The sequence below is a fragment of the Flavobacterium sp. UBA4197 genome (genome assembly GCF_002379575.1).
Lineage (GTDB): Bacteria > Bacteroidota > Bacteroidia > Flavobacteriales > Flavobacteriaceae > Flavobacterium > Flavobacterium inviolabile.
In genome coordinates this window covers 93,221-113,048 of the sequence record NZ_DFUB01000021.1, presented here as the reverse complement: position 1 = coordinate 113,048, position 19,828 = coordinate 93,221, and the positions used below count along the sequence as shown (strand labels likewise).

At 40.6% G+C, this 19,828-nt stretch carries 15 protein-coding genes and 2 tRNA genes; 7 read left to right on the top strand and 10 right to left on the bottom strand.

From position 1 onward, the window contains the following. Nucleotides 1-11: 11 nt before the first annotated feature. From B3394_RS12435 to mutS, 3 genes are all read right to left on the bottom strand, one after another. Nucleotides 12-97: transfer RNA gene (locus B3394_RS12435), tRNA-Leu, on the bottom strand. A 15-nt stretch (nt 98-112) separates the two neighbouring features. After that, nucleotides 113-185, bottom strand: a tRNA-Gly gene (locus B3394_RS12430). A 145-nt stretch (nt 186-330) separates the two neighbouring features. Beyond that, a complete protein-coding gene (gene mutS / locus B3394_RS12425; protein ID WP_273245529.1) occupies nt 331-2,937 on the bottom strand; it encodes a DNA mismatch repair protein MutS in 2,607 nt (868 codons plus the stop codon). A 159-nt stretch (nt 2,938-3,096) separates the two neighbouring features. Between mutS and B3394_RS12420 the strand changes: the two genes are divergently transcribed. Further along, nucleotides 3,097-3,633: an RNA methyltransferase gene (locus B3394_RS12420; protein ID WP_286924091.1), complete on the top strand. Its 537-nt coding sequence runs from the start codon at nt 3,097-3,099 to the stop codon at nt 3,631-3,633. On the opposite strand, the gene folK is transcribed toward B3394_RS12420, so the two are convergent. Further along, complete coding sequence (gene folK / locus B3394_RS12415; RefSeq protein ID WP_286924087.1) at nt 3,630-4,766, bottom strand: 2-amino-4-hydroxy-6-hydroxymethyldihydropteridine diphosphokinase; 1,137 nt, start codon at nt 4,764-4,766, stop codon at nt 3,630-3,632. The genes B3394_RS12420 and folK overlap by 4 nt on opposite strands. Nucleotides 4,767-4,914: 148 nt before the next feature. Here folK and sppA point away from each other — a divergent pair, with 148 nt between their 5' ends. Together sppA and B3394_RS12405 are read left to right on the top strand one after the other, a co-directional pair. Next, entirely contained in the window at nt 4,915-6,681 is a 1,767-nt protein-coding gene (gene sppA, locus B3394_RS12410; RefSeq protein ID WP_177731964.1) for a signal peptide peptidase SppA, read from the top strand. Between the two features lie 190 nt (nt 6,682-6,871). After that, a complete protein-coding gene (locus tag B3394_RS12405) occupies nt 6,872-9,475 on the top strand; it encodes an AsmA family protein (RefSeq protein WP_286924079.1) in 2,604 nt (867 codons plus the stop codon). A gap of 31 nt (nt 9,476-9,506) precedes the next feature. Here B3394_RS12405 and B3394_RS12400 read toward each other — a convergent pair whose 3' ends face one another. Further along, nucleotides 9,507-10,301: a DUF2797 domain-containing protein gene (locus B3394_RS12400; RefSeq protein WP_177731970.1), complete on the bottom strand. Its 795-nt coding sequence runs from the start codon at nt 10,299-10,301 to the stop codon at nt 9,507-9,509. 147 nt (nt 10,302-10,448) lie between these two features. Between B3394_RS12400 and B3394_RS12395 the strand changes: the two genes are divergently transcribed. Beyond that, nucleotides 10,449-11,975, top strand: coding sequence for a GH3 auxin-responsive promoter family protein (locus tag B3394_RS12395; RefSeq protein WP_177731973.1), 1,527 nt, complete (start codon nt 10,449-10,451; stop codon nt 11,973-11,975). 4 nt (nt 11,976-11,979) lie between these two features. After that, on the top strand, nt 11,980-12,129 hold the full coding sequence (locus tag B3394_RS12390) for a hypothetical protein (protein WP_286924075.1): 150 nt from the start codon (nt 11,980-11,982) through the stop codon (nt 12,127-12,129). A gap of 46 nt (nt 12,130-12,175) precedes the next feature. Here B3394_RS12390 and B3394_RS12385 read toward each other — a convergent pair whose 3' ends face one another. The 4 genes from B3394_RS12385 to B3394_RS12370 form a co-directional block, all read right to left on the bottom strand. Continuing rightward, on the bottom strand, nt 12,176-12,424 hold the full coding sequence (locus B3394_RS12385; RefSeq protein ID WP_273245541.1) for a hypothetical protein: 249 nt from the start codon (nt 12,422-12,424) through the stop codon (nt 12,176-12,178). Nucleotides 12,425-12,630: 206 nt separating this feature from the next. Continuing rightward, complete coding sequence (locus B3394_RS12380; protein ID WP_286924067.1) at nt 12,631-14,772, bottom strand: S46 family peptidase; 2,142 nt, start codon at nt 14,770-14,772, stop codon at nt 12,631-12,633. A gap of 103 nt (nt 14,773-14,875) precedes the next feature. Continuing rightward, on the bottom strand, nt 14,876-15,325 hold the full coding sequence (locus B3394_RS12375) for a GNAT family N-acetyltransferase (RefSeq protein WP_273245545.1): 450 nt from the start codon (nt 15,323-15,325) through the stop codon (nt 14,876-14,878). Beyond that, nucleotides 15,309-16,553, bottom strand: coding sequence for a 3-deoxy-D-manno-octulosonic acid transferase (locus B3394_RS12370; RefSeq protein WP_286923896.1), 1,245 nt, complete (start codon nt 16,551-16,553; stop codon nt 15,309-15,311). Before B3394_RS12370 ends, B3394_RS12375 begins: the two co-directional genes overlap by 17 nt. Nucleotides 16,554-16,730: 177 nt before the next feature. On the opposite strand from B3394_RS12370, the gene B3394_RS12365 reads away from it, so the two are divergent. After that, nucleotides 16,731-17,861: a DegT/DnrJ/EryC1/StrS family aminotransferase gene (locus B3394_RS12365; RefSeq protein ID WP_177731987.1), complete on the top strand. Its 1,131-nt coding sequence runs from the start codon at nt 16,731-16,733 to the stop codon at nt 17,859-17,861. A 36-nt stretch (nt 17,862-17,897) separates the two neighbouring features. Then, entirely contained in the window at nt 17,898-18,917 is a 1,020-nt protein-coding gene (gene galE, locus B3394_RS12360) for a UDP-glucose 4-epimerase GalE (RefSeq protein WP_286923888.1), read from the top strand. A gap of 29 nt (nt 18,918-18,946) precedes the next feature. On the opposite strand, the gene accD is transcribed toward galE, so the two are convergent. Beyond that, nucleotides 18,947-19,801: an acetyl-CoA carboxylase, carboxyltransferase subunit beta gene (gene accD, locus B3394_RS12355; protein WP_177731993.1), complete on the bottom strand. Its 855-nt coding sequence runs from the start codon at nt 19,799-19,801 to the stop codon at nt 18,947-18,949. Nucleotides 19,802-19,828 lie beyond the last annotated feature (27 nt).

Genomic DNA, 19,828 nt, shown 5'->3' with positions numbered 1-19,828 from the left:
TGAAGCTTTTGTACTCAAGGCGGGACTTGAACCCGCACGAACATTACTGTTCACTGGATTTTAAGTCCAGCGTGTCTACCAATTCCACCACTCGAGCATTGTAAGGTAGTTGAGCGAAAAACGGGATTCGAACCCGCGACCTCAACCTTGGCAAGGTTGCGCTCTACCAACTGAGCTATTTTCGCATTTTCATTCTCTTTTTGAACTTCGCTATACTTGTTCTGTATTGCGGATGCAAATTTAGTACATAAATCTAATTACACAAGAAATATTCAGAAAAAAAACAAAACTTTTTTTTAATTTATTGATAACCTTTGGTTTAAAAATAAATTATTTTTTGGTTAACATCCGTTTAATCTCGTTTAGCTTCATTAAAGCCTCCACAGGAGTCAGCGTATTGATGTCAATATTGAGAATCTCTTCTTTGATTTCTTCCAGTAGCGGATCGTCCAGATTGAAAATACTCAGCTGCATTTCTTCTTTATCCGACTTAACACCGGCTAAAGCTTCGCTCGAATGATCTTTTTCCAGTTTCTTTAATAACTTCTGGGCTTTCTGGATTACCGTTTGCGGCATACCGGCCATTTTAGCCACATGGATACCAAAACTGTGCGCACTGCCGCCTTTTACCAGTTTACGGATGAATAATACCGTATCCTTTAATTCCTTTACGGAAACGTTGAAATTCTGAACCCCTTCAAAGATCACTTCCATCTCATTCAGTTCGTGGTAATGTGTGGCAAACAATGTTTTTGGTTTTGCCGGATGTTCATGTAGATATTCGGCAATGGCCCAGGCAATGGAAATACCGTCATAAGTACTCGTTCCGCGGCCGATTTCGTCCAGCAGAACAAGACTTCTGTTGGAAATATTATTCAAAATAGATGCCGTTTCATTCATTTCCACCATAAACGTCGATTCTCCCATCGAAATATTGTCGGAAGCGCCCACACGGGTAAAGATTTTATCGACTATGCCCATTCGCACACTTTCAGCCGGAACAAAGCTGCCCATCTGTGCCAGTAATACAATAAGGGCTGTCTGACGCAATATGGCTGATTTACCCGACATGTTCGGTCCGGTAATCATGATAATTTGCTGCGTTTTGTTGTCTAAGAAAACATCATTGGCAATATAAGGCGTACCCACTGGTAACTGCTTTTCAATTACCGGATGGCGTCCGTTTTTAATATCCAGTTCAAAACTCTCGTCCAGTACCGGCTGTATATAATTGTTTTCGATTGCCAGCTGCGTAAAAGAGGTAAGGCAATCCAGCTGCGCTACTAAATTAGCGTTTAGCTGAACTACTTTGATATAAGTCGAAATCCAGAGCACCAGCTGTTCGAATAGTTCTACTTCCAGTTTGTAGATCTTCTCTTCAGCGCCCAGGATTTTGCTTTCGTATTCTTTTAACTCTTCCGTAATATAACGCTCGGCATTCACCAAGGTCTGCTTGCGGATCCATTCGGCAGGAACTTTGTCTTTATGTGTGTTACGAACCTCAATATAATACCCGAAAACGTTGTTAAAGGATATTTTTAAAGAAGGAATTCCGGTTTTCGAACTTTCGCGTGCTTCCAGTGCTTCCAGGTATTCTTTTCCGGAAAAAGCGATACTGCGCAGCTCGTCCAGTTCTTCGTGGATTCCGGTTGCAATAGCGTTTCCTTTATTGATCGAAACCGGTGCTTCCGGATTTAAAGTCGCTTTGATTTTTTCACGCAGTACTTCGCAGGCGTTTAATTTGTCTCCGATATTTCGCAACGAAGCATTGGTGCTTTCCATTGCCAGCGTTTTGATCGGGACAATAGCATCCAGCGAGTTGCACATATATACAATTTCGCGCGGACTTACTTTTCCGGTAGCTACTTTTGAGATCAGACGCTCCAGGTCGGATATCTGTTTAATCTGATACTGTACTTTTTGTAACTCGTCTCCGTTTTCCTTGAAATAAGCCACTACTTCATGGCGGTCTTTAATGCGTTGCGCATCTTTCAGCGGAAGTGCCAGCCAGCGTTTCAGCAAACGGCTTCCCATAGGCGAAAGCGTTCTGTCGATAACGTCTAAAAGCGTTACGGCATTCGGATTCGTACTGTGGTATAATTCCAGGTTCCGGATTGTAAAACGGTCCATCCACACATAGGCATCTTCGGCGATACGGTGAATGGAAGTGATATGTTGTATTTTGTTATGCTGTGTTTCCGATAAATAATATAAAATAGCTCCCGAAGCGATTAAGCCCTCCGGAAGTTCTTCAATACCAAACCCTTTTAATGAATTGGTCTGGAAATGATTCGTCAGCGTTTCAAAAGCATAGTCTTCTTTAAAGATCCAGTCTTCCAGGAAGAAAGCATGGAAATTTTCGCCAAAAGCCGCTTTAAACTGATTTTTATGGTTTTTCTGAACCAGGATTTCACTCGGACTGAAATTCTGCAACAGCTTGTCGATATATTCTTCATTACCCTGTGAGGTTAAAAACTCTCCGGTAGAAACATCAAGAAAAGATACACCTAAAAGTTTTTTGCCAAAATGAACGGAAGCCAGGAAGTTATTGGATTTGGAGCTAAGCACTTCATCGTTTAGCGCTACACCCGGAGTAACCAGTTCTGTAACCCCGCGTTTCACGATGGTCTTGGTCATCTTGGGATCTTCCAGCTGGTCGCAAATCGCAACACGAAGTCCGGCTTTTACCAGTTTGGGCAAATACGTATTTAACGAATGGTGCGGGAATCCGGCTAAAGCGGTTTCAGAATCCGAACCGGCACCGCGTTTGGTCAGGGTGATTCCTAAAATCTGGGAAGCACGAACAGCATCGTCACCAAAAGTTTCGTAAAAATCACCCACACGGAACAGCAAACAGGCATCGGGATATTTCCTTTTGATTTCATTATATTGCTTCATTAGGGGCGTTTCTTTCGGAGTTTTTTCTTTTGTTGACAAGGCTTAAAGATTTAAATATTCGTAAAGAGCGAAATTAAGGATTTTTTATAATAGAAAAATAAGATGTTTTGAACATAATGTTTTAAAAGCAAAAAGAAAAACATTCGGGGATTCTGTCAAATTTTATAATTAATTTTGCCCTCAATTATTTACAACAAGATGAGAAAACTTGCCAATAGCGAATTAGAAAGAAAGAATGTAGCGGAATTTAAGGAAGCGGAAAAAACACCAATTATCATTATACTGGACGATATCCGCAGCCTGCACAATATCGGTTCGGTTTTTAGAACAGCTGATGCTTTTTTAATTGAAAAAATCTATTTGTGCGGTATCACGGCAACGCCTCCCAATAAAGAGATCCACAAAACTGCATTGGGCGCAACCGATACGGTAAGCTGGGAATATGCCAAAGACGTCCTGGAAGTAATTGAAAACCTGAAAAAAGAAAAGGTTGCTGTTTTTGCGATTGAACAGGTGGAACACTCCGTTTTATTGCAGGATTTCACACCGGAAACCGGTAAGAAATATGCACTGGTTTTTGGAAACGAAGTAAAAGGCGTTTCGCAGCAGGCAATCCATGAATGTGACGGAACAATTGAAATTCCGCAATTGGGTACGAAACACTCGTTGAATATTTCGGTTAGTGCCGGAATTGTGGTTTGGGATTTATTTAAAAAACTGCAGTTTCCCGGTTAAGACTGCATTTTTTCCTGGATCTGTTCCAGAATGCTCAGGTAATCTTCCTGGTTTTCCACAAAATCATAGTCGGAAACATCAATAATCAACACATTAAGGCTCGTCTGCGATTTGATATAATCCAGATAGCCGCGGTTAATTTTGTCCAGGTATTCTGCGGGAATTTCCTGTTCATAAGAACGGCCTCTTTTTTTGATGTTTTGCAGTAAGCGTTCTGTGTTTTGGTAGAGGTATACATACAATCCCGGTTTGGGCATTTCTTTATAGATAATGTCAAACATGGTTTTATACAGGCGGAACTCGTCCGACCCTAACGTCACTTTTGCAAAAATCAGCGATTTAAAAATGTGATAGTCGGCAACGATAAAATCTTTAAACAAATCAAACTGTGCCAGGTCATCCGACAACTGCAAATAACGATCGGCTAAAAATGACATTTCCAGCGGAAACGCATAACGGGCCTGATCTTTATAGAATTTGGGTAAAAACGGATTGTCGGCAAAACCCTCCAGAATCAGTTTGCCGTTAAAATCTTCGGAAATTTTGGTAGCCAGAGTCGTTTTTCCGGCGCCGATGTTGCCTTCAATTGCAATATAATTAAAATGATGCATTTCAAACTTCTCTACCGGAGAAACAAGCTTGCCGGCAATTGTGCAGTGGCTGGTGTCTGCTGTAGTGGCGATTAGCTCTGAAATACTTTTCTTTAAAACCGGATGTTCCCATTCCAGATTTAAATCTTTAAAAGGTAGTAATACAAAAAGACGGTTTTGCATTTGCGGATGCGGAATCGTTAGTTCGTTAGTAGTTATTACCGTTTCGTTAAAAGCAATAATGTCTACATCGATCATTCGTGCCTGGTAACCTTGCTGTTCGTTCCGGGTTCTTCCGAGCTTTTTTTCAGCAGAAAGAATCTTTTTAAGGATGGTTTCGGCAGAAAAATAAGTGTGAAGCACAATGGCGCAATTGTAAAAAGCATCACTTTCAAAACCCCATGCGGGTGTTTCGTACAGGCGGGATACGCGAATTACGGTTCCTATGCTTTTGTGGATCAGATTGATACACTGCTGGATGTTCTCCAAACGATTTCCCTGATTGCTTCCTAATGATAATACAACTTGATTCTGACTGCGCATACGGCAAAATAACTAAAAGAATTTTAGAATTGGAGTATATTTGTGGGAAGTGTTGATAAGTTCTTGATAAAGCCGGGCCAAACAGCTTTCTTTGACTTCTTTTGTAACATTTATCGAAAAAAAACTACTTATAGTAAAAAGAAATAAAATGAAATTTATAGGAAATGTAATCGCAACTGTAGTCGGACTATTCGTTTTTTTTATGATGTTGTTTTTTGGGATTGTGCTGATCGGAGCAATCTTTGGAGGCGATAATGATAAGATAAAAGTAAAAGATAATTCCGTCATAGAACTGGATTTGTCTGAAGTGACGCATGATTATGGCGGAAAATTTAACTTCACCGATTTTAATTATTTTGAAGCAAAACACGATGGTGTAGTCGATGTTTTAAATGCAATCGATGCGGCTAAAAAAGACGATCGGATCAAAGGGATTTCTATTGTAAACAATGCTTCCATGCTGGGAATGGCACAAAGAAAAGCCGTTCGTAACAAACTGGAAGAATTTAAAAAATCAGGAAAATTTGTTGTGGCTTACGCCAATGCCTATACGCAGGGAGAATATTATTTAGACTCTGTTGCCGATACACTTTATGTGAATCCGGTGGGAGAGCTGGACTTTAAAGGACTGTCTACAGAAATCTTATTCTTCAAAGATTTTCAGGAAAAATCAGGGATCAAGATGGAAGTTATCCGTCACGGAAAATATAAAAGTGCTGTAGAACCGTTTCTGGAAAACGAAATGAGTCCGGCAAACCGGGAACAAATGACCGTTTTATTAAACTCTGTCTGGACAACGGTAGTTGATGATATTTCGAAAAGCAGAAAAATACCGGTGGACAGTCTGAATGTTATTGCAACAAATCTTGGAGCAAGAACTCCGGAAATGGCAAAAAACAAAAAACTGATCGATAAGATTGGTTATGAAGACGAATTCCATGACGGTATCCGTAAAGCCTTAAAAGTTGAAAAAGGAGAAGAATACAATAAAGTGAACATACTGGATTATGCCCGTAATGTAGCGACGACCAATGAAGAGTATTCAACGAAAGACAGAATTGCCATTATTTATGCACAGGGTGAAATTTTATCGGGTGAAGGGGATGTAACCTACATTGGTGAAGGTTCAATGCGACGTTCTTTGGAAGCGGCCCGTAATGACGATAATGTAAAAGCGATTGTTTTGAGAATCGACAGCCCGGGTGGAAGTGCCTTAACATCGGAACTGATCTGGAGAGAAATTGAACTGACCAAAAAGAAAAAACCGGTAGTGGTTTCCATGGGTAACCTGGCAGCTTCCGGCGGATATTATATTGCCTGCAATGCCAATACTATTTTTGCAGAACCCAATACAATCACCGGTTCTATCGGGGTATTCGGAACCTTGCCGAACTTTAGTCCGCTGGCTAAAAAAATAGGGATCAATGCCGAACAGGTAAGAACCCATCAGAATGCGTCCGGATACAGCGTTTTTGAACCGATTGACGAGAACTACAAAAATGTGGTTTTAGAAGGTGTGGAAAACATCTATAAAACATTTGTGAGCCGTGTGGCAACCGGAAGAAAAATGACTTTCGCACAGGTAGACAGCATTGCGCAGGGACGTGTCTGGGCAGGAAGAGATGCAATCAAAGTAGGATTGGTAGACAAAATGGGCGGTATGGATGAAGCCATCAAACATGCAGCTTCTTTAGCCAAAATTAAAGAATACAAAACGGAAAGTTTCCCGGAATATGATAAAACGCTGCAGGACATGCTTCACAATTTTACCGGAATATCCATGTTCCAGGGAAGAGAAGCTTTGATCAAAGAACAGATAGGTGAAGAAAGCTACCAGATTCTGGAGCAGATCAGAAAAGCCAATCAGCAAAGAGGCGTACAGGCGTTAATGCCGTTCCAGTTAGTGATCCGATAATCCCCAACGTACTGTAGAAAAATGCTACAGCACAAACATCGGTAATCGTGTTGAAACAAAACGGGTTCCGGAAACGGACGTAATAACGTACTATTCAACGATTTTTATACTAAACCAACTTATTTTCTGTTCGCATTAAATAAGTTGGTTTAATTTTTGTAGTAAATTCGTAAGATAAATATTTCGAGTTATGTTAAAGAAAATTCTAAAAGGTTTCGGTGTGTTTTTATTGCTGTCAATAATCACCTTAGCCGCTGTTCCGTTTTTGTTTAAAGACAAAATAAAAGAATTGGTGGTAAAAGCCATTAATGATAAAGTGGATGCCAAAGTGGCTTTTGATGATGTGGATTTAAGCCTGTTTAAGAGCTTTCCGAATGCAAATGTTACCATTGATAAGATCAGCATCATTAATAAGGCGCCTTTTGCCGGCGACACCTTGTTTTATGCCGGTGAGGTAAACCTGAAAATGTCCATTAAGGAACTCTTTAAAAAAGACGGGGAAACGATGAAAGTGGACGGATTCTATTCCGAAAACGGAGTCGTGAACATCATCTTCAATAAAGACGGTGTGGGAAATTTTGACATTGCCTTAAAAGATGAAAAAGAAAATGACCCTTCAGAGAGTAAGCCGTTTGCGTTGAATCTTAAGAAATATGAAATAAAAAACCTGCGATTCACATATCTTGATGAAAAGTCAAAAATCAAAATGGTGGTCGATAGCCTGGATCATGAAGGAACCGGTAATTTTGCCGCGCAAAAGCTGGATCTGGTAACAAAATCATCGGCAAAATTATCATTGGTGATGGATAAGATGCAATACATGAAAAACGTATCGCTGAATCTGGATGCTGTTTTGGGTATTGATCTGGACAAACAAAAATATACCTTTAAAGAAAATAAGGCGTTGATCAATCAGCTGCCGTTGGAATTTGACGGATTTATTCAAATGCTGAAAAACGGGCAGGAATATGACTTGAAATTCAAAACGCCTACATCGTCCTTTAAAAACTTCCTGGGACTGGTTCCGGAAGCCTATGCCGGCAACCTGAATACGGTTAAAACAACCGGTGATTTTAAAGTAGACGGAACGGTTAAAGGAGCGCTTACCGATACAACAATCCCGAAATTCAATATTGAAATAGCGTCCAATAACGCTTCCTTCCAATATCCGGATTTGCCGAAATCGGTTCAGAATATTGTAATTGATACCCGGATCATAAACGAAACCGGATTGATGAACGATACGTATGTAAATCTGGATAAATTGTCGTTCCGGATCGATCAGGATGTTTTCAATGCGAAGGCAAACATTAAAAATATTTCACAAAACGCTTTGGTAAATGCCGAATTAAAAGGTGTTATCAACCTGGCTAATGTGACAAAAGCCTATCCGGTGAAACTGGAAAAACCGTTATCGGGGATTCTAAAAGCCGATGTAGTGACAAAATTCGATATGAAATCGGTGGAAACCAGCCAGTATCAGAATATTCAGAATTCCGGAAATATCAGCCTTACCGGATTCAACTATGCCGGTCCGGAAATGGCAAAACCAATTCAGATCAAACAGGCAACCGTTGCCTTTAATCCGAATCAGATCCGTTTGAACCAACTGGATGCGGTAACCGGAAAATCAGATATTAAAGTAACCGGAACACTGGATAATTTCTATGGTTTTGTATTTAAAAAACAAGTGCTGAAAGGAAACTTTACCATGAACTCCAATCAGTTGTTAGTGTCCGATTTTATGACGCCAACAACGCCTGAAGCGACAAAAGGTAATGCGAAGCCGAAAGAAGCTGTAAAAATTCCGGCCTTCCTGGATTGTGCCATTACGGCAAATGCCAATACGGTGGTGTACGATAACCTGACCCTGAAAGCCGTTTCCGGAAAAATGATCATTAAGGATGAAGCGGTAAAACTGGAAAATGTGAAAACCAATATTTTTGACGGTCAGATCGGGGTAAACGGTACTGTTTCGACTAAAGGTGCTGTGCCATCCTTTAATATGGATTTAGGACTGAATACCGTGGATATTGCCAAATCGTTTACGCAGCTGGACATGTTGAAATCCATTGCGCCTATCGCCGGAGTTATTAGCGGTAAACTGAATTCGACCATTAAACTGTCGGGTAACCTGGATGCTAAGGAAATGACGCCGGATTTAAAAACAATTTCCGGAGATTTAGTAGGGCAATTACTTTCGACTTCTGTTAATGCGAAAAATTCCAATTTACTGAATGCGCTGGACAGCAATTTAAAATTCGTAGACCTGGACAAGCTGAACCTGAACAACCTGAAAGCCCATTTGTCGTTCGATAACGGAAAAGTAAACGTAAAACCGTTCGATATTAAATACCAGGATATCAAAGTAACGGTTGGCGGACAGCACGGCTTTGACCAGAGCATGAATTATAACCTGAAATTTGATGTTCCGGCCAAATACCTGGGATCGGATGTGAACAAGCTTCTGGCAAAATTATCGCCTTCAGATGCGAATAAAATAGAAAGCGTACCGGTAAATGCTATCTTAACCGGGAACTTTAAAAGTCCTAAAGTATCTACCGACTTAAACCAGGCGGTTACCAATATTTCGAACCAGTTAATCAAGCAGCAAAAAGACAAGCTGATTAACAAGGGAACCGGGGCTTTGGAAAACCTTTTAGGAGGAGGGAAGAAGAATACCGGAACCGGAACTACGGCCGATACGACCAAAACAAAACCGAAAGACGATATTAAAAATGCCGCAACAAATGCCATTAAAGATTTGTTCGGTAAGAAGAAAAAACAAGAATAAAGAAAAAGCCCCCGCAATTGCGGGGCTTTTTTTATAACGTGATTTTTACAACATAACCTTCAAAAGTACGGATGTTAAAAACGGTGCCGTCTTCAAAAAGCAGGTATTGTCCTTTAATACCGGCTAATTTTCCGTTAAAAACAGGTGTTTTGTCAAGGCTTAAACTGTTTACTTTTTTCGGGTATTGTAAAACGGGATATTCCAGATGGTACATTTTTTCGGGTGTTGTGTGGAAATACTCTTTTACTTCATCGGGTAAAAGCGGTTCCAGTTTGTTGCGTTCGGAAATAATATCCATGGCTGGAATTTCATTCTGAAGCATTTTCCGCCAGTTTGTTTTGTCCGAATAATGATCCTTTAAAGCAACTTCGGTAATTCCGGCCAGGTAACGGTTCGGTACTTCTACTATCGGAACAGCCTCAATGGCGCCCTGATCGATCCAGCGGGTCGGAACCTGTGTTTTTCGGGTTACGCCCACTTTTACTTCACTTGAAAGTGCCAGGTAAACGATGTGCGGCTGTAACTGTACTCTTTTTTCATATTCCAGGTCGCGGTCTTCAATGTCCAGATGTGCGGTGCTTAGCTCCGGTTTCATGATCCAGTCTCCGGCTGAGGCACTCGACATAAAGCAGTCGTAGCAAAAACCCTGTCTGAAAATCTTTTTTTTCTTACCGCAATTCAAACATTGGTATCCCTGGAAGGAAATCTCCATTTCTTTATTGAGTAATTGGTTGACATTCAAAAAGCTATTTTCGAAAACAAGATAATATTGGATCGGGTTTCCTATTTCCGTTTGCATTTTTGTAAGTACGCCTTCGTATTGCATTTTGTAAATTCAGATTTAAGAGTTAGGATTTGCAGGTTAACAGCGTCGTTACTGCGGTTTTTTTATTATTTTTGGTAATGTTGTAAAAGTACAAACTTTGATTTGAATTATCCCAAAAACAAATCTTCTTAACCGGAATCTAGTATTATGGCATTAACAATAATTAACTCAATTGCTTCTTGGATATTAAAAAAGAGAATTCACCAGATGGAATTGTTTCTTAAATACCCGAATGAAGTACAGGAGGAATTGCTTTTTAGTTTGCTGAGAACAGCAGAAAATACAATTATTGGCCAGAAATATGAGTTTGGAACAATTAAGAGCTACAAGACCTTTTCGGAGCGTATTCCGGTATCGACTTATGAAGAGCTCGAACCGCTGATCGAAAGAACCCGGAAAGGGGAGCAGAACGTTTTCTGGAACACGCCTATCAAATGGTTTGCAAAATCCAGTGGTACCACCAATGCTAAAAGCAAATTTATTCCGGTGAGTAACGAAGCGTTGGAAGACTGCCATTATAAAGCCAGTAAGGACTTGCTGTGCCTGTATCTGAATAACAATGAAAACTCACAGCTGTTTACGGGTAAAAGCCTGCGGTTGGGCGGCAGTAAGCAGTTGTATGAAGATAACAATACTTTTTTCGGCGATCTTTCGGCGATCCTGATTGATAATATGCCTTTTTGGGCAGAATTCAGCAGTACGCCAAGTAATAAGGTTTCCCTGATGAGTGAATGGGAGTCCAAAATACAGGCGATCATTCACGAAACGGTTCTGGAAAATGTAACCAGTTTTGCCGGTGTTCCGTCATGGATGCTGGTGCTGCTGAACCGCGTATTGGAAGAAACCGGAAAAACCGATCTGTTTGAACTGTGGCCTAATGTTGAGGTTTACTTTCACGGAGGAGTGAGCTTTGAACCGTACCGGGAACAGTACAAGCGGATCCTGCCGAAAGCGGATTTTAAATATTATGAGATCTATAATGCTTCCGAAGGATTTTTTGCCATCCAGGATCTGAACAATTCCGATGATTTACTGCTGATGCTTGATTACGGGATTTTCTATGAATTTATCCCGATGGATACTTTTGGAACCTTACAGCAGCGAACCATCCGGTTATCGGAAGTGCAGCTGAATAAGAACTATGCGGTAGTGATTACGACCAATTCCGGTTTGTGGCGCTATTTAATAGGGGATACGGTTCGTTTTACTTCGCTGAATCCTTATCGTATTAAAGTTACCGGAAGAACCAAGCATCATATCAATGTGTTTGGAGAGGAATTGATGGTGGAAAACACAGACAGGGCAATCGCCAGGGCGTGTCATGAAACCGGCTCGGAAGTGATTGATTATACGGTAGCGCCTATTTTTATGAAAGGACGCGAAAAAGGAGCACATGAATGGATGATCGAGTTCCGTAAAAAACCGGAAAATATAGAGCTGTTTCGTAAAAACCTGGATGAAGCCCTGCAAAGCCTGAATTCCGATTATGAAGCGAAACGGTATAATAATATGACACTGAATCCGTTAGTGTTGAATGTGGCGCGAACGAATCTTTTTTATGATTGGTTGAAAGAACAGGATAAACTGGGAGGACAGCACAAAATACCAAGGTTGTCCAATAGCCGGGAATATTTAGACAGACTGAAAGCATTGCAATATATCCAAATAGAATGATGATATGAAAAAAGTGATAGGTTTCCTTGTGCTGGGGGCAGTTCTTGCCTCCTGCGGTCCCAAACGGATGGGGTGCGGACCAAGAAGATGTGAAGTAAAAACAATCGGGCATCCATCGGATAAAGTAATACAGAAAGCTGCCGAAAGGGCATAAAAAAACCTCGCAATAGCGAGGTTTTAAAATTCTTAGAAAGTTCTAATTATTTTTTTGCAGCGTCAGCAGCAGGAGCAGCAGCTTCAGTAGCAGGAGCAGCAGCAGCGTCAGTAGCTGGAGCAGCTTCAGTAGTAGCAGCAGCAGAATCAACAGTAGTAGCAGCAGCTTCTACAGCCTCTTCAGCAGGAGCAGCAACTTCTTCAGTTACAGGCTCTTCAGTTTTAGTTTCTTTACAAGAAACGAAAGAAACACTCATCATAGCTACTAATGCTAAGCTTAAAACAACTTTTTTCATCTTACTAAATTATAAAGGTTAATTATTAATTCGGAGCAAAGATATAAAATTTTTAATACGTAATAATATTTCGTAAAATATTTTTTCGCTCCGGTTTACTTTTTTTTTGAAAAATCAGATAATTATGGTCAAAAACGCCCGATTTCAAAGGGTTTAAGAGTGTAACTATCTGATTTTTAATGTTTTGTTAAAGTGTTAAAAAACGACTATTTTTTCTTGTTTTGTACCAGTTTCATCTCGTCAACAAGGTGTTTTGCGCCTGCATATTTGTCAATAATGAACAAAACATAGCGGATGTCCACCATAATGTTGCGGCAAATCGCCGGATCGTAGTAAATATCACTCATCGTTCCTTCCCAAACACGGTCGAAATTCAGTCCGATTAAGTTACCTTCCGCATCCAGAGCAGGGCTTCCGGAATTCCCTCCGGTAGTGTGGTTGGTTCCGATAAAGCAAACCGGCATTTTGCCTTTTTCGCCATATTGTCCGTAATCTTTATTGTTGTATAAAGTGATTAGTTTTTCCGGTACGTCAAACTCATAATCACCCGGTACATATTTTTCCATGACACCGTCCAGGAAAGTCATCGGTTCATACACTACCGCATCGCTTGGGTTGTATCCTTTTACTTTACCATAGGTTACACGCAATGTGCTGTTTGCATCCGGGAAAAGACGATCGTTAGGGAATAACTCCAGTATCGCTTTCATATAGGTGCGTTGTAAAGCAATATTTTTCAGATTTAACTCGTCATATTTTGGTGCTACATTTTTGTTGTAGCTGTCTGCCATTGCTTTTACCGTTTGATAGCCTTTGTCCTGGTTGATTTTTTCAATAACCGTTTTAGCATCACCGCTTAATAATTCTTTTAAACCGTTATAGCTGGTCAGTTTTGATTTTCCGTACACTTCTGCCGTCAGGTTTTTAGCATCAACCGTGTTGAAAGCTGCCGGTAAAAATTGTTTTGGCGACTTTGTGGAGTATAAGGTAATTAACTGTTCGAAAACTTTTTCATCAACATTGGCATTGAAGTCTTTATACAAATCTTCAAAACCGGCGATAAGATTGTTTTTTCTGTCGTTAAAAGCTTGTTCTCCTTTAGCGGTATACACCTGCTCTAACTGGTACAGACGGTGTCCGAAGCTCAGTAATTCAGTATTTTTTAGCACTACTTCTGTGAAATAATCCCTGCTCAGGGCATACGGAGCAATGTCGGCATAATTCTTTTTAAAGTCAGCCAGTAAGTTTCCGTATTCGGTTTGTTTACCGGATTTGTTCACTTTGTTCTGGAAGTCTTTTTCGAATTTCTGTTTGATGGCAACCGCATTGGATTTTTTTAAACCTTTGGTTTCTCCGATCCATTTTTTCCAGTAGTTGGCAATACTGGCATATTTGGAAGCATACTGGATTTTGATAGCATTGTCTTTACGCATAAATCCGTCCTGTACTTTTAAAGCCGCATCACGAACTTCAATTTTTGCAGGATTCAAGTCGTTTACAATCTGCTCCACAGCATACGATGGCAAATATTCCTGGGTTCTGCCCGGATATCCCATTACCATAGTAAAGTCGTTTTCCTTAACCCCTTTTATAGAAACCGGGAAGAAATGTTTTGGTGTATAGGGAACGTTGTCTTTGGAATATTCCGCCGGACGGTTGTTTTTGTCGGCATAGATCCGGAATAAAGAGAAATCTCCGGTGTGGCGCGGCCAAACCCAGTTGTCTGTATCCGAACCGAATTTTCCGATAGATGAAGGCGGTGCGCCAACCAAACGAACGTCTTTATAGGTTTCCGTTACAAAAAGGATGTATTGGTTTCCGTCATAGAAAGTTCTGATCTTGTTTTCCTGCCAGGATTCTTTTGGCAATGTTCTGCTCAGTATACCGATGTTTTCCTGAATTTTCTTTTGTTTGTCCAATTCGTTAGGAAGTGCGGCAACACCTTCTAACACCTTATTGGTTATATCTTCTATTTTTACAATGAACGTTACCACCAGGTCTTTGTTTGGTAATTCATCTTCCATTTTCATAGCCCAAAAGCCATTTGTAAGATAATCATGGTCGATTGTAGAGTGCGACTGGATTTCGCCATAACCGCAGTGGTGGTTGGTTAAAAGTAAACCTTTTGAGGAAATCACTTCGGAAGTACAGCCTCCGTTAAAATGCGGAACCGCATCTTTTAAACTGGATTTGTTTACATCGTAAATATCGGCAGCCGATATTTTCATCCCTAAGTTTTTCATCTCCTTTTCGTTCATTCCTTTTAGTAAGGAGGGAATCCACATTCCGCCTTGCTGGGCGTAAACGGGTAAAACGAACAATACGACAAGTAGTCTTAAAAATTTCATCTGTTTGTTATTTATTTGTTTGTAATGAATCAGCCGGAACGCTGTAATGAGCTCTGGTTAAAAGCACATCATAGGGTTACCGGTATTAATTGATTTTTGGTGTTTATGCTACAATATATTTCATCATTTTACGATGATGTACTGTAAAATTCTGGGCAAGATACAATTTTTGAGCATTTTCGTTATGGTTTTCCACTTCAAGGTAGATTACTTTTAACTTTAATTTAAGAGCTTCCGCTTTTATAAATTCGATTGCCTGTTTCCCGATTCCTTTTCCTCTTGCCTTTTCGGATAGGTATAGTTCATCCAGAAAAGCATACCGACCTTTGTATTCAAAACTGAATATAAAAGTGATAATGGTATAGCCAATCAGTTCGTTATCGGAATAGATCAGCCAGGCTCTTCCCAGGTTGTCATTACTGATAAACTCTGTAAACAGCGCTTCCGAAGTTGCCGGGTCGATATGGTAATTATCGATGGCATAAAAATCACGCATCAGGGTTACTGCTTCAGGAATGTCTGCTTTGGTTAACGGTTTAAAGATGGTGCTCATGTATAATGTGGTTTAAAATACTATTGGTTGCGTTTTTATTCATCTGTACGAAAGTGCTGCAAATATGCCCTTTTTCATAACGAATGTCCACATTGCGGATCAGGTCGGTGAACGCTTCGTTCAGTTCCTGCTGACCGGAAATGGGAATACAGCCTTCCATGTTCACCAAAGCGGTGGCTTCGGCAAAATGGGAATAGTTGGGGCCAATTACAATGGGTACGCCAAAAGTGGCCGGTTCCAGAATGTTGTGTACTCCGGGATTTCCAAAGCCGCCGCCAACGTAGGCAATGTCGGCATAACTGTAAATCCTGGTCAGTATGCCTATGGTATCGATAATAAAAACGTCATAACCGGAAAGGTCTTTTCCTTCTTTTTCAGAAAACAGTACCGTTTTTTTGGTAATGCTGTTTTGTAAGGATAATATTTGTTCCGGTTTGATGTTGTGTGGTGCGATGATGAATTTTACCGCATCGCTTGTGTTGTTGATATAATTAACCAGCAGGGTTTCGTCTTTTGGCCAGGAACTGCCAATCACAATTGCCGGACTGTCGTTTTTAAAGCTTTCGATAAAATCCAGGGTATTGTCGCGTTCCAGTATTGCAGCTACGCGGTCAAAACGGGTATCGCCGGAAACTTTTACGTTCGAAAAACCAATGCTTTGCAATAGTTGTTTGGATTTTTCATTCTGTACAAAAAAGTAGTTAAAGCTTTTCAGGGCATTTCTGTAAAAAGAGCCGTACCATTTAAAGAACGATTGTTTTTCCCTGAAAATCCCCGATATCAGATAGGTCGGGATATCCTGCTTTTTCAGCTCGTTCAGGTAATTCGGCCAGTATTCGTATTTAATGAAAAAAGCCATATCGGGATGAACGGCTTTCAGGAAAGCTACAGCATTGCTTTTGGTGTCCAGAGGCAGGTAAACCGTGGCATCGGCAGTAGTATTGTTCTTTCGTACTTCGTAGCCGGATGGCGAAAAGAAAGTAACGACAATTTTATGGCCGGGGAATTTTTCTTTTATTTTTTCCATTACCGGAAGTCCCTGTTCATATTCTCCCAGAGAAGCGGCATGAAACCAGATCGTTTTGTCAGATGGCTGTATTGCCGTTGCTAATGCCGGGAAAACAATTTTTCGGCCTTCCACAAAAAGTTTGATTTTCGGACTCAGTAAAGCAATGAATTTCAGGAGGAAACCAACGAATCGAACTAATAAATCGTAGAGAAAAAACATAAGCGAAAATTTGTGTCGCTAAATTACGGTTCTTTACGTTAATTTGATTGGTGTAAACTCATTAAATGACTATTTTTGCTTGTTTTAAAAACTTTTTTTCAGATGAAACAGGTCTTGTAATGGCATTTTTTTATTACAGTCTGAAAGCATGTGACAATAAAAACAATACGTAAACAGATGAAAAAAATACAAATGGTTGACCTGAAAGGTCAATATGAAGCGATAAAAGAAACTGTAAATCAATCCATCCAGGAAGTTCTGGATACCACAACTTTTATAAACGGTCCGCAGGTACACCAATTCCAGAAAGCATTAGAAGATTATTTAGAAGTAAAGCACGTTATTCCATGTGCTAACGGAACCGATGCGTTGCAGATTGCCATGATGGGGCTGGACCTGAAACCGGGTGATGAGGTAATTACCGCCGATTTTACTTTTGCCGCAACCGTGGAAGTGATTGCATTATTGCAGTTAACACCGGTTTTGGTAGATGTGGAAGTGGATACTTTTAATATTTCGGTAGACGCAATTAAAAAAGCGATTACGCCAAAAACAAAAGCGATTGTTCCGGTTCACATGTTCGGACAGGCGGCCAATATGGAAGCAATTATGGCTTTGGCAGAAGAACACAACCTGTATGTAATTGAAGATAATGCACAGGCAATCGGAGCCGATTATAAATATGCCGACGGAACAAAAAAGAAAGTGGGAACAATCGGGCATGTAGCCTCTACTTCTTTCTTCCCGTCAAAAAATTTAGGCTGCTATGGCGATGGCGGTGCTATTTTTACCAATGATGATGAACTGGCTTATAAATTGCGCGGTATTGTAAACCACGGAATGTACGTGCGTTACCATCATGATGTAGTGGGGGTTAACTCCCGCCTGGACAGTGTTCAGGCAGCGGTTTTAAATGCAAAACTGCCCAAACTGGATGCCTATAACGAGGCGCGCCAGCTGGCGGCTAAAAAATATGATGCGGCTTTAGCCAATCATCCGAATATTATTACTCCTTTTGTAAAAGGTGAAGACGGAAGTCATGTATTTCATCAATATACCCTGCGCATCCTTAATACCGACAGAAATGCTTTAATGCAGCATTTACTGGATAAAGGTATTCCTTGTGCCATTTACTACCCGATTCCGTTACACAGCCAGAAAGCTTATACCGATTCCCGTTATAAGGAAGAAGCATTCCCGGTAACCAATGAATTGGTTAATGAAGTAATTTCCTTGCCGATGCATACAGAATTAGACGATGAGCAAATTAAATTCATAACCGACAGTATTCTGGAATTCTTAGGATAGTATTCGTTAAAATCTGGTTTAATACTAAAAAAATAAATGAGAATAGTTGTAACAGGAGGTTTAGGTTTTATAGGTTCACATACCGTAGTAGAATTATACAATCAGGGTTTTGAAGTGGTTATCATCGATAATCTGTCCAATTCGTCAATTGATGTTTTGGAAGGTATTGAAAAGATCACCGGGGAAAAACCGGTATTCGTACAGCTTGATTTGCGCGATAAAACAAGTGTAGCCGGGTTTTTCAAACAGTATACCGATGTTGCCGGAGTGATTCATTTTGCCGCTTCAAAAGCAGTGGGCGAAAGTGTCGAAAATCCGTTACTCTATTATGAAAACAATATTGGCGCGCTGGTTTATTTGCTGCAGGAATTGCAGCAAAAAGAGCAGTCGTGTTTTATTTTCAGTTCTTCCTGTACGGTTTACGGACAGGCGGAAAAAATGCCGATTACCGAAAGTGCTTCGGTACAGCCGGCCATGTCGCCTTATGGCAACACCAAACGAATAGGAGAGGAAATCATCCGCGATGTGGCAAAAGTGTCCGGGATAAAGGCTGTTTTGCTGCGATATTTTAATCCTATCGGGGCGCATGCCACGGCAGAAATAGGCGAATTGCCGGTTGGTGTTCCTCAAAACCTGGTGCCATTCATTACCCAAACGGCAATAGGTTTGCGAAATGAATTGTCGGTTTACGGCGATGATTATCCAACAGCCGACGGTACCTGTGTGCGTGATTATATCCATGTAGTCGATCTGGCAAAAGCACATGTTGTGGCGATGAAGCGCCTGCTGGAAGATAAAAACCTGGAAAAAGTGGAAACCTTCAATGTGGGAACCGGAACCGGAAGCTCAGTTCTGGAAGTGATCCAGGCTTTTGAAAAAGTAAGCGGAAAACCACTACCCTATAAAATTGTAGGCAGGAGAGAAGGAGATATTGTAGAAGCCTATGCCAATACAGACAGAGCCAATGCGGTTTTAGGCTGGAAAGCAGAAGCTACTCTGGAAGAAGCTCTGGGTTCTGCCTGGAAGTGGGAACAGAAAATAAGAAATAAGTCATAAAAAAAGCCCGGTTTAACCGGGCTTTTTTATTATCGTACTGGCTGATCTAAAATCAGATCCAGGTATAGATTAATCTTGTCTTTCAATTCTTTTCTCGGTGTGATGAAATCAAGGAAACCATGCTCTAAAAGGAATTCAGATGTCTGGAATCCTTCCGGTAAATCTTTCCCGGTAGTATCTTTAACAACACGAGGTCCTGCGAAACCGATCAAAGCGCCCGGCTCGGCAATATTAACATCACCTAACATCGCATAAGAAGCGGTTGTTCCTCCGGTAGTCGGATCGGTACATAAGGAAATGTACGGGATTTTTGCTTCTGCCAATTGTGCTAATTTAGCCGATGTTTTGGCTAACTGCATTAGTGAGTAGGCCGCTTCCATCATACGGGCACCACCGGACTTGGAAATCATTACAAAAGGAACTTTGTGTTTGATAGAGTAATCGATCGCACGGGCAATTTTTTCACCTACCACAGCCCCCATAGAACCACCAATAAAGGCGAAATCCATACTGGCAACAACCAGGTCTTTCCCTTTCGATTTTCCAACAGCCGTTCTTACCGCGTCTTTTAACTTGGTTTTTTCGATAGCGTCTTTTAAACGATCACTGTATTTTTTAGTATCCACGAATTTTAATGGATCTTTAGAAGTCATGTTGGCATCCAATTCTTTGAATTCATTATTGTCAAATAAGATTTCAAAATATTCTTTACTGCCAATACGAACATGGTATCCGTCTTCCGGACTTACCCAAAGATTTTTAGCTAATTCTTCTGAATCAATGATTTTTCCGGTTGGAGATTTGTACCAAAGTCCTTTAGGAACGTCTTTTTTATCTTCTGTTGCGGTTTGAATTCCTTTTGCTGTTCTTTTAAACCAAGCCATAGTCTTATATTTGAATTAATCCCGAAT